This is a genomic window from Xenococcus sp. PCC 7305 (assembly GCF_000332055.1).
Taxonomy (GTDB): domain Bacteria; phylum Cyanobacteriota; class Cyanobacteriia; order Cyanobacteriales; family Xenococcaceae; genus Xenococcus.
In genome coordinates, this window is the sequence record NZ_ALVZ01000228.1 from 77,982 (window position 1) to 91,203 (window position 13,222).

The window sequence follows — 13,222 nt, forward strand, 5'->3', positions numbered from 1 at the left end:
ATGCTTTCTTGCAACTGGTCAATAGATAAATTACCTGGCATAAGTCTTAAAGAACAAGATTTATTGATGATGCATGGTATTACGACAACTCAAATATTACTTAGTAAAGCGGCAACTCCCCAAGCAAAAAACAGCTTAGCTTCTCAGATAAAAGTTCCAGTTAAATATATAAACAAATGGTCAGCACTGGCAGATTTAGCGCGAATTCCTAGTGTTGGTTGTCAATATTGTGGTGTGATTTTACATTGTGGAATTGCCTCTGTTGCTCAATTAGCCCAAACTCCCTTGCAAAAACTATATTCTAGAGTCAGCCGTTTGTATGTGGCCAATACACGACAAAGAGAATTGACCCCTTCCGTTTCTGTAGTTCGACAATGGCTGAGGGAAGCTCGACTCCTAAGCTAAGGATTCAAGGAACTATAATCTTCTATTGTATTCTGTTGTTTTCACTACTCTGTAAACGATAGACTTTAGTTACTTTAGATAGTTGCTTCGTCAGAAGCTATAATTCTCTTTGCTGATTTACAACGTAAGATAGCGTTATCCATTCAAATTAAACAACTATGGCAGGAAATCAATCCCCAGATAATCAACCCAACAAATCCAACCTCGAAGAAATTCGCGCTACTAGAATCGAAAAAATTGGACAAATTAAGGAATTGGGATTGAATCCTTATGCTTATAAATGGGCAATAAGTCACCATGCTCAAGAATTACAAGAAAAATATCTAGATTTGGCTAGTGGAGAGGAAGCAGCCGAAGATATCGTCTCCATTGCGGGAAGAATTATCGCCAGACGAGTATTTGGCAAACTAGCCTTTTTTGAACTGCAAGATGAAACAGGTAAAATTCAGCTCTATTTGGAGAAGAAAAAAATCAATCAGCAGATGTCTGATGTCGTGGGAGCCTTTAATCATCTCAAGAAATTGAGTGACACCGGAGATATTCTGGGGGTCAAAGGTTCTCTCAAAAGAACAGAAAAAGGAGAACTTTCTATTTATGTGAGCGAATATGCCATCCTGACCAAATCATTACTCCCTTTGCCGGATAAATGGCATGGCCTAACTGATACAGAAAAACGTTATCGTCAAAGATATGTGGATTTAATTGTTAATCCTCAAGTTAGACAGACTTTCCGTTATCGGGCTCAAATCACAGCGGGCATTCGTCGTTATTTAGAAACCAGAGATTTTTTGGAAATAGAAACTCCTGTTTTACAAGGAGAAGCTGGTGGTGCAGAGGCTCGACCCTTTGTCACTTATCATAATACTTTGGAGATGGATTTATATCTGCGAATTGCCACCGAATTACATCTTAAAAGATTAATTGTTGGCGGTTTTGAAAAAGTATTTGAACTGGGAAGGATCTTTCGCAATGAAGGTATTTCCACCCGTCACAATCCTGAATTTACCTCTATTGAAGTTTACCAAGCCTATGCCGATTACGAGGATATGATGGCATTAACGGAAAATCTCATTAGTACGGTTGCCCAAGAAGTTGTGGGTCAGACCAAAGTTAATTATCAAGGAACCGAAATTGATTTAACCCCTCCTTGGCGCAGGGTAACGATGCATGAGATTGTGGAAGAGACGACAGGAGTAGATTTTGCTCAATTTGATGATTTTGAGTCGGCAAAAGTCGCCGCACAAGAGGCCGGAATTGAAGTACCAGGAGATTGCGTAACCATTGGCAAACTGCTCAACGAAGCTTTTGAGCAAAAAGTGGAAGAAAATTTGATTCAACCTACCTTTATTATTGATTATCCCCTAGAAATTTCTCCTCTGGCGAAACCTCATCGCAGTAAACCTGGATTGGTAGAACGTTTTGAATTGTTTATTGTAGGTCGAGAAACTGCCAATAGCTTTTCTGAGTTGACCGATCCTCTTGATCAAAGAGCTAGACTGGAAGCTCAGGCAGCAAAAAAAGCGGCGGGAGATGTCGAAGCAAATGATGTCGATGAGGATTTCTTGACTGCCCTAGAATATGGCATGCCTCCGACTGGCGGATTAGGAATTGGTATCGATCGCCTTGTGATGTTGTTAACAGATTCTCCTAGTATTCGTGATGTAATTGCCTTTCCCTTACTAAAAAGTCAGACTATTGCGATTAAATCCTTTGACTATGATAGTCAAAAACAAATACTCAAAATCGAGTTTAAAAACGACAGCATATATCAATATATTGATGTGCCAAAATCTGTTTTTGAAGAATTAAAAATAGCGAGCTCGGCCAGCAAATATTTTAATAACCACATTCGGGACAAATTCAGCTGTGATTTAATTACTAATGAATAAATTAGTATTTTCTAATGGAGGTAGTTCTAAATCTACCCCTTTAGCCCTAATTAATTTCTCCCAATCTTCTGCTATTTGTGGATTTTCGGGGGAGGTTAAATAGGAATTTAGCAAACTGTCGATCGCATCAAACCAAAGCTTCTTATGAGCATAAAATATATGGGTTGTTTGCGCCGAGGCTTGTTCCGTAACGGGAGAACCAACATCATTAGTCTCGTCATGAGACTCCAGTGAGAGTCTCTCCAAATCGGTAGATGTTGCAATCAAACCCTCTTGCTTTGGCAAACCCGACTCCAGACTAGCCCAAGACTGCTTCGGTGCTATTTTATCGATCCATCCTTGAACAAATAAAGGAGCCGTCCGATCATCGTCTTGGCAATAAACTTTAAGATACCAACGGTAAGATTTATTGGTTTCTAATGCCGGCTCTGTCTCCGGCAGACCAGCACGTAAGTAACCAGGAACAGTTTGCGGTTGCCAAACTTGCCGAGAAATATCGTTGCGCTCAGCATCTTGAATGACAAATTCAATTTTACTAATATCTTGTGTCCCGTAAGGAACGTAAAACCAAAGTTGAGGATGAGTTGCGATGGTTCTACCATAGTTGGAGCTAGGAACTAAAGCTGTCAACGGCAGAGCTACATCGGAGCATGGTTGACGAGGACGATTATCCCCTGCTGTCTGCTGACCAGAGCGACCCGTATCGGAGAAATCTAGTGGTTCTTCTTCTGTTTCGGTGGCCGTATTTTTCTGAGGATGAAAGTGATTATGGGTCGTCAAAGATACCTCGCCCAAAACACCATGTTCTTCCGAGACATGAGGGACGCCCTCAGCCAATGAGCTAGGAGCTCCTAAGATCAACGTTGCTATTACTAAAGAACTATTTAGACAGAAGGAACGCCTCAAACCGATGGTCTTTTCTTGATTCACAATTCTCTAACTCAACTATTTATTAGGCATAATTGCTTTATTAGTAGTACTTATATCATAATCGTAACAATTCAACCGTAATATAATCTTAAAAATCAATATTCCATAATACATTTTGTACCTTATTAAAGTACTAAATCATACCTAATGATTTGAGTTGACTTTTTCATAACCCTTTTTAAAAGCAAACCGAACTAGTTGAGTGCGATTTTCCAGGTCCAGTTTATTTAAAATGCTACTGAGATGGGTTTGTACAGTTCGAGGGCTAATAAATAGGCGATCGCTTATTTGCTTATTGGTAAAACCTTGAATTACTTCCCAGAAAACCCTCTCTTCTGCTGGTGTTAACGGTAGCGGTTCTGGCGTTGCGATCGCATCTGCTTGGTTTTGACTTACTGATTTGGCCTGGTCTGCAATGTCTGAGTTACTACTCGTCGAATTGGCAACCTGACTCATAAGATTAACTATTTCGGCGTGAATACGACGTGTTCTTTCGATCGCAGACTCAATTTTGGCGATTAGTTCTTTGATCTCAAAGGGTTTAGTTATATAATCATCCGCACCAATGGAATGCCCTTGAATTCGATCTTCGAGATCACTTCTGGCAGAAAGAAAGATAAAGGGAATTAATTGCCCTGAGGGTTGCGATCGCAAAATGCGACAAAATTCAAATCCATCCATCTCTGGCATCGACACATCAGAAACAATCAAATCAGGAGTGTTCTCCGCAAAAGACTTGAGAGCTTCAGTTCCTGATGCCACTATTTTTACTTGGTACCCCTTCTGCTCCAGACTATGCTTCAGCAACGAGCGTAAGCTTTCATCGTCATCGACAATTAAAATCTTTTTCATCTTTTGGTTAACCTAGAGAAGACTTAATAAGTAAACTAGCAGGAATAATTGTTTTGTACGTTCTTTTTGTAAAGTTTTGTCTAGTTTTGCATAAAATGCGACTTTTCGGTTAGTAGCTTATATATAAGCTTAATTTTGCTGGATAAAAATCAGTAAAACAAAAACCTCGAAGAGGGTTCAAACTCAACGAGGTTTAGCTGAAATTCCACAGATCATTCGGAAAAAATGCGTATTGACTACCTATTTACGAAGCAGTTTTTTCTACCGAAAAATTCTGTTTTGGTTTGTACAAAACATTGGTAATTGGTTGGTCATAGACCGACGCCTTGGCCAAAGTTTTGGGCTGTTCGTATAGTTGCTGAGCTCTACCACCATATCCGAACATTTCCTTCGTATCCGGTTTTTTAGGGGACTGATAAAAGCTATATTTTTCTGTTTTATAAGTTGTTTGATACAGCGTATTCTTAATTCCATTAATTTCCGTCAAGCTAGGTTGCTTAATTCCCTGAGCCAAACGATAACAATAGTCATCAAAAGGCTGCTCTTGTTTTAACCAGGGCTGAGGCTTCGCCTCGGGAATTCCATATTGTACTAATGGAAAGGGTTGTGGCTGTATCTCGTTGGGGTTCTGATACGCTAGCTGCGGATTTTCGCCGGCGAAAGTCAAATTCTGCCGCCAGTTTTTGAACAGGCTGCTAATCTCAAAGCCCATCGCCCGCTGAAAATGCCATAGGCCACCTTGCAAAAAGAAAAATGCCAAGTAAAAATGGGCATTAGCCAACCAAACACGACTAGTATAACCATTTGTCAGAGTTGCTTGAGCTTCAAAATACTGGGGCAAAAATGCTGATTTCAACTCCAAAGCTGGGCCATAAAATTTCTCTGGATAAGATACAGTATCAAACCCACAGTAATAAGATGCGGCGAATCCCGCTATCGCAATGCCAAACAAGGAATAGGACAAGATGCCATCTCCGGAAAAGACAAAGACCCGCTCAACCCATTTAAAAGGAGGTACCAGGATGTGCCAAGCACCGCCTGCGATTAGCAACACAGCGACATAAATATGTCCGCCTACAAGATCTTCTAAGCTGTTGACATCAAACAAATGGGTTTTATAGTCCCAAATAATTCCTGGATTAAGAGTTGGAGAGCTGACTAGCCGTACCTCATCTATACTGGAATCATAAAGACCGCCAAAGAATTGGGCCTTGATAACGAATAACAATGCACCCAAGCCCAAAATGCTTAGGTGATGCCCTAAGATAAAGCCTAATTTTCGAGCATCTTGCCATTCAAAATGGAATTTCGCGGCGTTTCCCGAAGCCATCCCTAGGCTAGATGGCAGTCGGCCACGGTGAAACAAGGCTCCCGCTGCCAATACCCCAGCTGCAACAATATGAATTACACCAATAGCAAACCAGGAGTAAGTATCAACAATGGCTCCTCCTGAACCGACACCCCAGCCTTCAGTTGCTAGATGGGGCAATAAAATTAGTCCTTGACTGTATAGCGGCTCATCAGGAGCATAGACAGATAACTCAAATAAAGTGAATGCTCCAGCCCACAACATAATCAGGGCAGCCTGAGCAACATGAGCCACGATAAACGTGTTAGATAAGTCAATAAATCGGGCATTTCCCGACCACCAGGGATATTGCTCCTGGGTTTTATTAGAAGCGTACATAGTAATATGTTGACTACAGAAGAGCGATTATTAAACTAAGCCCATCTCAATAATTCAATCAGTCATCAGCAATCAGCAGTCACCAGCCAGAGAGAAACTAACTGTTAACCATTAACTGTTGGCTGCTAACTGTTCACTGTTCACTTATATCGATAGGCTTTGGTGAAAAGTTCTAGAGTCTAGCCCAGACCAGCAATGATATGGTCTAAATAGACATCCATTTCTTGCCCAGCTTCAGCACCAACTCTTTGAGTTACGACTTCCTTCATAGCTTGCACTGCTTGAATAGTGGGTTCAATGGGAACGCCAAGTGATAAATAAGTATCTTTTAAGCCATTAAGCACTCGCTCATCCAAGATGGAAGGATCGTCGGCCAGCATGGCATAAACTGCATAACGCAAAAAGTAGGTTAAATCTCTTAGACAAGCTGCATAGCGTCTTGTGGGGTACATATTGCCGCCAGGGAGGGTGATATCTCCGTACAACAGACTTTTCGCCACTGATTCAGTGATAATGCTGGCAGCAGCTGAGCCGATCTGATCGGCCGCTTTAACGCGCAAAGAACCGCTCTGAAAATATTTCTTAAGTTGGTCTAGTTCCTGTCCCTCAAGATATTGACCTTTTTCATCAGCAGGGTTGATTAGAGAAGTTATAGTGTCTTGCATGGCTATTGCTAAATTTAATATAGAGTACAGTTTAGGCCAGGACAAAGTCCTGAGAAGTTAAAAAGTAACAGAGCTTAAAAAGCACGGATCAGCTCGTCAAAATAAGGAGCAGCTAAGGCCGCTTCCTCAGAATTTAACAAGCCCGTAGCAACTGACTTGATGCAGCGCATGGCTATTTTTAGATTGGCGAGGGGAACTTGTAGGGAGACATACATATCACGCATCCCATCTAGACCAATATCCTCTAGCGGCTTAGAGTTACCTGCCAAAACACAATAGCTGACTAGGCGAATGTACCATCCTTGATCTCGTTGACAAAGGGCTGTCTTTGTGGCATCGCCTTTATTACTAGGTGTATTGGAACACTGAGCCCAAAACTGTTTGCTACCTTCCTCAACAATTTTCTGTTGGTTTTCCGACAGTTTTTGAGCGGTGCTGATTCTTACACTACTGTTATTAAAAAAATCTTGGAGTTGAGTGATCTCAGCAGTGCTGGGAAACCTATCAGAACGATCCGATTGAGCAATCACTTTAGCCACAATACTCATTGCAAAAATCTCCTGTAATTTGATGTTATTTTTTGCTCCACAAAACCTCCATCTGGAGTTAAGACTCCAAATAGATAATTCGCGAAAAGTCAGTCTTTCATCTGCCAAAGAACAGAAGAATTACATTATCTTTGATATGGAAAATATTGAATATTCTTTGTAGGAAATATTAAACCATAGATAATGTTCTATCCTTGATATTCTCTTTTTTAGATGGGCATTTATTATTTAAGTATTTCCAATCTCAGACTATCATGACTTAAGGTTCAGTTAACATAAGTTAATGATTTTTTTTGAGGCCAAATAAAAGCACAAAAATCAAAAATTAACGGAAATCTAGCTTGTTTTCTCGAATATAAAATCAGTTCTACATAACAATTTTAATCAGCAATGATTTTGTGCAATCTTGTAACCCAAACTATATAAAATCAAAAATTCATAGAAATTCAGTTAATTTTTCCATATTTTCTTAAATTAGAACAAATGCTATTTAACAATTTCAATCAGCAATTACTTCGTGCAATCCTGTACAAAAAAAGGCGATCACATTAAAAATAAATTGCACGATTTAGCAGTTTATAGTCTATTTAAGACTTGTGTTGAGTTTCCAAGTCAGAAGAGTCATATTTTGATTTAAATCGGAGGATATTTTAGATATAAAGAATTTTTATGTCTATCATTGCTGAATTTGTCTTTTTTCAGGATTTACCTAATACCTAACACCCAATACCTAAAACCTTCTTCACATTTACCCAACACCTAAAATAGACCTCTTGCAAAAATACGAATTTTCGTCGTTTCAGCGATTATGCAAAATCGCTATGTACATTCTGCTCAGGGGTTTATAGAAATACGCTCAATTAATTATGCAAGAGGTCTAATCTAATACCTGAAACCTTTAGTTGTGGATTGAGATTGTTCAGTACGAGCTTTACCGTAAAATGGGACAGACTAGTCTAGTTACTGGTTATTAGTTACCGAAGGGGATTAAGACGATTCTCGATGGTTCAAAAACCCAGGTGATATAATCCCTAATCATCAATTATCAACTATCAATTATTAATTTTTCATGATTTCTAGCTCGAATAAATCTTTTGCTTTGCAGAGTAAAACTATTAATCCCATTGCTGCTAGCGCCATTTATGGTATCGCGACCTATGAGGATAAACTTTGGGCGATAGATTCTCGCAATGGTTATTTACTAGAAATCGATCCGATTACGCACAACAGTGTGATCTTAAACTCCCACAATACGGGAGATTTTATTGGAGTGACAGGAATTGCGGTCAGCTCTGCTGACACTGGCATGGTCGCGGACAATACGCTCTGGTTTACCAATAACGAGAATGTTTATTATTGCTCTCTAGAAGATGGCAGTTTCACACCGCAACTATTTACACGTCTAGCCTATCCTGCTGATGGCATTGCAGTTTGGAATTCCACTGTTTATATTACTTGTCAGAAAACAGGGGAAATTTTAATTTATAATCGCAAGACCAAAGATAAAATTACTCATTTTTACGCTCCAGGAATTGGGATTGAGAATATTGCAGTCCAGGAAGAAACCATTTGGCTCACAGATACTCTAGAACAAACTGTCTATTGTCTGGATAGAGCGACGGGAGAAGTGATTTTTAATGTCTTAACCCCCTTCGAATATCCCACAGGTTTGACTTTTCATCTTGATCGTGAAACTAACCAAGAAACCCTCTATGTTTCCTACGCCGATCAAGAAGTATATATTCGGGATAATCCTAATGCTAATCCCAATCATGAATTGCAATATCGCGATCGCACTTTTATTCATCCTCTTTATTTCAAATATTATCGAGATAAAAACTTCGCCCTCTCCAATGGCTATCTAGTAGAAATGTCCTATGCTGAAGAAATTGCCCCTCTTGATCCGGTTGAACTCAAAGATCTTGAATGGCGCATTGCGCTGCCAGCAGAAACCGATCGCCAGAAAATTAAGGAAGTAACAGCAATTGGCTTGCCTTTTACTGAAGAAATTGAAAATGGGCAAAGAATCGCTGTGTTTAAGTTCGATCATTTCAAATCAACCGAACGTTACATTTTTGGCTGGAAGGCGATTGTCGAGGTTTGGAGTATCAAATATCAGCTCAACCCTGAACATTGTGAGAAGCTTCCCGAAATAAGCGCTGATTTCCCGGAACAATATCTGATTGATAATGATAACTTGGCAATGAATACAGAGATTATTCAGCAAGCTGCCCGAGATGCGATCGCCAGAGAAACCAACATCCTCAGAAAAATCTACAGCATTCGCAACTATGTCTACGATAAACTCAGCTACGGCATTAAACCCCATATTGATACTCCCGATATTGTGATTAAACGGGGAGTTGGCTCCTGTGGTGAATATTTAGGACTCTTACTCGCATTATGCCGTCTGAATAAAATTCCCTGTCGCACCGTAGGACGCTATAAATGCCCCCATGACTCCCATCAACGCGGAGTGCCGCTTGCTCCTGACTTTAATCATGTTTGGATGGAGTTTTATCTACCTGGAATTGGTTGGTTACCCATGGAGTCTAATCCTGATGATATTTTTGAAGGCGGCCCCTATCCCACAAGATTTTTTATGGGTTTATCTTGGTACCATGCAGAGATGGGCAAGGGTGTCACTTTTGAGAGATTAGTCAGTGAAGGAAAACCTGTTGATAAAGAAACTGCCGCCCTGGGAGAATTGGCGGTTAATCATGTGCGTTTTGTGATTCTTGATGAGTTGAAACCAGAGTAAACAAAAAGCCGTTCTGCTTATCGCCTCAATTCCAATCCTAACAGTCCGCTTACAGACTACGGTGTTCGTGTGGTCTGTAGTGACAGACAATTAGCACGATCGCATATCTCGTAGGTTGGGTAGCGCGTTGGAATCTTTAGAATTAAACAGAAAGCTCTAGTTTAATGATTCCCCGTCCCAACTTTTCAACCAACTCCGATCTACTAGAACATCCATGTTGCTTTGCCAACTGAGAGAAACCGACCCAGCCTTCTTCTGTCACCGTAACAGATCTAGTTTTCTTACTACTGTCATACTGCGTAGGTCTGCCACCATTGTAAGTAAGATTGTCTAAAGAGTTAGGGTGTCTTCCTCTGCCATCATGTTTTTGCGATTTAATTTTGGCTTTGCTTTTCGATTCCAACTTTTTTAACTCTGTTACAAATACATTTTATTAAGTAAAGTTAGCCACTACCTTTTTCTCACTATACATGCGTATAATATTTAGTGTCTTAACTTTTAAGGGCGATCGCCACTGAGAATTCTTGGCGGAATCTTTGCGCTCGCCTGTAATCACCTAATGGAATAGGAAATATGCTATCCAATATAACATCAAATTCTCCCAAAGAGACTGCACTCCAACCAGGACAAAAAGTTTACCTCTATGGCGATCGCCGTTATGCAGGAATATTAATCAGGCCATTAGAGAGAATCCAATCATTATTGTTTTTGCTGTTTCAAAGCTTGCTTGATTAGATATTGTATTTGTGCACTTACAGGTCTACACTCTGCTTCACAATACTGCTTAAATTCTTCCAGTAATTTTTCTGGAATCGTAATATTAATTCGGATCATTTTATCTTGTTTAGCTGACATTGCAGAGATATAAACCAATACTTCTCTATATAGTGTCTCCTAAATAGAGTCTCAGTTGTCAAAATTCACATTCAGTGTGTTTCTATGCTTACTTAGTGTGATAAGCTACCAATAAAATAAGAACGATCGCCAGACTTCCAATCAACGCGATCGCTCTTACCCAATAATCGCGGAAAACCGCGATCAACATGAATATAAAACAAAATGTTCTTCATGAACAACCTGAATTACAAAGACTCAACCCAGGACAAAAAGTTTACCTATATGGCGATCGCCGTTATGCAGGTAAATTAATCAGACCATTAGAGAGAACTTATCCGCAAAAATGGACAGTACAACTTGAGCTTGGTGGTTACGTCGCAGCTAATGCCGCAGAGATTTTTCCTCTAGAATCACCGCCAATAGAACTCAATGAACGAGAAATTCCCTTCAGCGAAGAACCAGAAATAGAAAAGATTTCTCAACTAGAACAAAAAAGATGAATTTATCTTGAGCGAAATCTTTCCTTCAGAAAAACTGATTGCTGTAGATTTAAAATTAAGCAACGTTCCTTTCGTCTAGATGGTTTATTCACAACAAGAGAAGAATATAGCGATTTACCACTTTACTTCGTAGAAGTACAGTTTTATCAAGAAACAGACTTTTATGACCGTTTGTTTCCCAGTATCTTTCTTTTCTTCAGTCAATATAAACCAATAAATCCCGAATGGTTTGCCATTGTTATCTTCGATCGCAAAAGCAATGATGTAGCTATTCCGACTAGATACCAAGAAATAGCTCAACTTAGACTACAGAGAATATATCTCGACGAGATCTCACAACAAGAGCAATTCGATATTGGAATCGGTATACTAAAATTAGTAGTAGAAACAGAAGACAAAGCAGGAGAATTAGCCAGAAATTTAATAGAAAGAACGAAACAAGAAGTTAAAAATAATGTCAATCAAAAACAATTACGAGAATTAATTGAAACAATCATTATTTATAAATTTCCAAAATTAAGTTATGAGGAGATAGAAAACATGTTAAATCTACAAGAAATCAAAGAAACTAGAGTTTATCAAGATGCTAAGGCAGAAGGAATTCAAAAAGGGAAACGAGAAGGAATTGAAGAAGGAATGTTACGACAAAAACTAGCGATGATTCCTCTATTACAAGGATTGGGATTAACTATTGAACAAATTGCCCAAAGATTAGAGATTTCAGAAAAGTTAGTTCGAGAAAGTATTAAATAGATTGCGGCTACTTAAGTGGAAAAGAAAGTATTAGTAATCGGCGGTTGTGGCAGAATTGGTGGTTGTGTTGCTCAAGATATTCTGACTCATACTAATAGTAAGGTAATTGTTACCAGCAGAAAGCCGCAAACTGTGGTGGCTTCTCCCTTAAAATTTCTCGCTTTAGATTTAGCAGATACAGAAGCATTAAAAAAAGCCATATCCTCTGTAGATTTAGTAGTCCATTGTGCAGGCCCCTTCCACTATAGAGAAGGCAAAGTTTTAGCAACTTGTATCGAATTAGGAGTAGATTATCTAGACGTTAGTGATCATCGTTCCCTCTATAAAAAAGTCATTCCTTGGCAAGAGAAGGCAAAAGCATCAGGAATCACAGCCATCTTAAACACGGGAGTTTTTCCTGGCATTTCCAATAGCATGGTCAAGCAAGGTATTGAGCAGTTTGAGCAGCCGCAAAAAATTAAGTTAAATTATGTAGTTGCAGGTTCTGGCGGTGCGGGGGTGACCGTGATGAGAACTACTTTTCTGGGGTTAACCTCCAGCTTTGATGTTTGGTTGGATGGACAATGGCAAGCAAAAAAACCCTATAGCGAAAGAGAAATTGTTGACTTTCCTGAACCCTATGGCAAAACGGGAGTCTACTGGTTTGATGTGGCTGAAACCTATACTTTTGCCGAGTCTTTTGATGTGGAAAGCGTAATCACTAAATTTGGCTCTGTTCCCGATCTTTACAATCATCTTACTTGGATCACTGCTAATATTTTTCCGAGAGCTTTAATGAAAAGTAACTTCGGCATCGAATTTCTGTCACAAGTTAGTTATTGGATGACAACTGTGACAGATAAATTCAGCGGCGTTGGCATCGCGATGCGGGCAGAAATAACCGGAACCATCGCCGGCAAAGAAACCAGATATTGTTCAACAATGGTTCATGAGGATACCGCGATCGCAGCTGGAGCAGGAACAGGAACTATTGCACAACTAATCTTAGAAGGAAATTTAAGTAAGCCTGGCATTTATCCTGTTGAGCGAGCCTTGCCAACAGAATTATTTTTAGCAGGAATGAAAAAGAGAAACATAGAAATCCTTGAACATTAAACATTTAAGTAATAATAATTAAAACGAAGGCAGAAGAATGAAGGCAGAAGGCAGAAGGCAGAAGGTAACTGGCATAGTGGTGAGTCTAATTCTCCCACTATGCCCTGTTCCACTTAAAGAAGTGGAGGAATTCAACCTAAACGAATAAATTAGAAGTAGTTTTATCCTTCTGCCCTCTCTCTTGGTGAGCGTTCCCTTGCGCCTGACGGCGGCGCGGGGTCTCACCGCTGCCCTCTGCCCTCTGCCATCTGCCCTCTGCCTTCAAGGGCGAAGCCCCGTTAAAAGTGAGTGATTCTAATC

General features: G+C 39.8%; 14 protein-coding genes. 7 read left to right on the forward strand and 7 right to left on the reverse strand.

Features of this window, described 5'->3' with window-relative positions; translation table 11 throughout:
- Positions 1-405 (forward strand): DUF4332 domain-containing protein, encoded by a 405-nt coding sequence (locus tag XEN7305_RS23500; protein WP_006512037.1) that lies wholly within the window; start codon positions 1-3, stop codon positions 403-405.
- A gap of 158 nt (positions 406-563) precedes the next feature.
- A complete protein-coding gene (gene lysS, locus XEN7305_RS23505) occupies positions 564-2,294 on the forward strand; it encodes a lysine--tRNA ligase (protein ID WP_006512038.1) in 1,731 nt (576 codons plus the stop codon).
- Here the strand turns inward: lysS and XEN7305_RS27065 are convergent.
- The 5 genes from XEN7305_RS27065 to apcD form a co-directional block, all read right to left on the reverse strand.
- Positions 2,277-3,224 (reverse strand): DUF928 domain-containing protein, encoded by a 948-nt coding sequence (locus XEN7305_RS27065; RefSeq protein ID WP_006512039.1) that lies wholly within the window; start codon positions 3,222-3,224, stop codon positions 2,277-2,279. The two genes, lysS and XEN7305_RS27065, sit on opposite strands and share 18 nt — an antisense overlap.
- A 144-nt stretch (positions 3,225-3,368) precedes the next feature.
- The gene (locus XEN7305_RS23515) at positions 3,369-4,076 is read right to left on the reverse strand and encodes a response regulator transcription factor (protein WP_006512040.1); all 708 of its coding nucleotides are present in this window, start codon (positions 4,074-4,076) and stop codon (positions 3,369-3,371) included.
- Positions 4,077-4,320: 244 nt separating this feature from the next.
- On the reverse strand, positions 4,321-5,763 hold the full coding sequence (locus tag XEN7305_RS23520; protein ID WP_006512041.1) for a chlorophyll a/b binding light-harvesting protein: 1,443 nt from the start codon (positions 5,761-5,763) through the stop codon (positions 4,321-4,323).
- A gap of 179 nt (positions 5,764-5,942) precedes the next feature.
- Positions 5,943-6,428: an allophycocyanin subunit beta gene (locus XEN7305_RS23525; RefSeq protein ID WP_006512042.1), complete on the reverse strand. Its 486-nt coding sequence runs from the start codon at positions 6,426-6,428 to the stop codon at positions 5,943-5,945.
- Between the two features lie 74 nt (positions 6,429-6,502).
- Entirely contained in the window at positions 6,503-6,976 is a 474-nt protein-coding gene (gene apcD, locus XEN7305_RS23530) for an allophycocyanin subunit alpha-B (RefSeq protein ID WP_006512043.1), read from the reverse strand.
- A gap of 1,069 nt (positions 6,977-8,045) precedes the next feature.
- Here apcD and XEN7305_RS23535 point away from each other — a divergent pair.
- Positions 8,046-9,737, forward strand: a complete 1,692-nt coding sequence (locus XEN7305_RS23535) for a transglutaminase domain-containing protein (protein ID WP_006512044.1) — start codon at positions 8,046-8,048, stop codon at positions 9,735-9,737.
- Positions 9,738-9,879: 142 nt separating this feature from the next.
- Here XEN7305_RS23535 and XEN7305_RS23540 read toward each other — a convergent pair whose 3' ends face one another.
- Positions 9,880-10,140 carry a hypothetical protein gene (locus XEN7305_RS23540; protein WP_238569034.1) on the reverse strand — a complete coding sequence of 87 codons (261 nt, stop codon included), beginning with the start codon at positions 10,138-10,140 and terminating at the stop codon, positions 9,880-9,882.
- Between the two features lie 170 nt (positions 10,141-10,310).
- On the opposite strand from XEN7305_RS23540, the gene XEN7305_RS29235 reads away from it, so the two are divergent.
- Positions 10,311-10,472, forward strand: a complete 162-nt coding sequence (locus tag XEN7305_RS29235) for a hypothetical protein (RefSeq protein ID WP_162140495.1) — start codon at positions 10,311-10,313, stop codon at positions 10,470-10,472.
- Here the strand turns inward: XEN7305_RS29235 and XEN7305_RS30435 are convergent.
- Positions 10,437-10,592 (reverse strand): CopG family transcriptional regulator, encoded by a 156-nt coding sequence (locus tag XEN7305_RS30435; RefSeq protein WP_006512045.1) that lies wholly within the window; start codon positions 10,590-10,592, stop codon positions 10,437-10,439. The two genes, XEN7305_RS29235 and XEN7305_RS30435, sit on opposite strands and share 36 nt — an antisense overlap.
- Positions 10,593-10,780: 188 nt before the next feature.
- On the opposite strand from XEN7305_RS30435, the gene XEN7305_RS23550 reads away from it, so the two are divergent.
- The 3 genes from XEN7305_RS23550 to XEN7305_RS23560 are packed head-to-tail and all read left to right on the forward strand — an operon-like array spanning position 10,781 to position 12,922.
- Positions 10,781-11,074 carry a hypothetical protein gene (locus tag XEN7305_RS23550; protein WP_006512046.1) on the forward strand — a complete coding sequence of 98 codons (294 nt, stop codon included), beginning with the start codon at positions 10,781-10,783 and terminating at the stop codon, positions 11,072-11,074.
- A gap of 54 nt (positions 11,075-11,128) precedes the next feature.
- Positions 11,129-11,827: an Rpn family recombination-promoting nuclease/putative transposase gene (locus tag XEN7305_RS23555; RefSeq protein ID WP_083889441.1), complete on the forward strand. Its 699-nt coding sequence runs from the start codon at positions 11,129-11,131 to the stop codon at positions 11,825-11,827.
- A 15-nt stretch (positions 11,828-11,842) separates the two neighbouring features.
- Entirely contained in the window at positions 11,843-12,922 is a 1,080-nt protein-coding gene (locus tag XEN7305_RS23560; RefSeq protein ID WP_006512048.1) for a saccharopine dehydrogenase family protein, read from the forward strand.
- Positions 12,923-13,222 lie beyond the last annotated feature (300 nt).

Bases quoted from the DNA above. Each gene is read 5' to 3' on its own strand.
- apcD (WP_006512043.1), bottom strand. From the start codon at position 6,976: ATGAGTATTGTGGCTAAAGTGATTGCTCAATCGGATCGTTCTGATAGG.
- XEN7305_RS23515 (WP_006512040.1), bottom strand. From the start codon at position 4,076: ATGAAAAAGATTTTAATTGTCGATGACGATGAAAGCTTACGCTCGTTG.
- XEN7305_RS23525 (WP_006512042.1), bottom strand. From the start codon at position 6,428: ATGCAAGACACTATAACTTCTCTAATCAACCCTGCTGATGAAAAAGGT.
- XEN7305_RS29235 (WP_162140495.1), top strand. From the start codon at position 10,311: ATGCTATCCAATATAACATCAAATTCTCCCAAAGAGACTGCACTCCAA.
- lysS (WP_006512038.1), top strand. From the start codon at position 564: ATGGCAGGAAATCAATCCCCAGATAATCAACCCAACAAATCCAACCTC.
- XEN7305_RS30435 (WP_006512045.1), bottom strand. From the start codon at position 10,592: ATGTCAGCTAAACAAGATAAAATGATCCGAATTAATATTACGATTCCA.
- XEN7305_RS23535 (WP_006512044.1), top strand. From the start codon at position 8,046: ATGATTTCTAGCTCGAATAAATCTTTTGCTTTGCAGAGTAAAACTATT.
- XEN7305_RS23500 (WP_006512037.1), top strand. From the start codon at position 1: ATGCTTTCTTGCAACTGGTCAATAGATAAATTACCTGGCATAAGTCTT.
- XEN7305_RS23550 (WP_006512046.1), top strand. From the start codon at position 10,781: ATGAATATAAAACAAAATGTTCTTCATGAACAACCTGAATTACAAAGA.
- XEN7305_RS23520 (WP_006512041.1), bottom strand. From the start codon at position 5,763: ATGTACGCTTCTAATAAAACCCAGGAGCAATATCCCTGGTGGTCGGGA.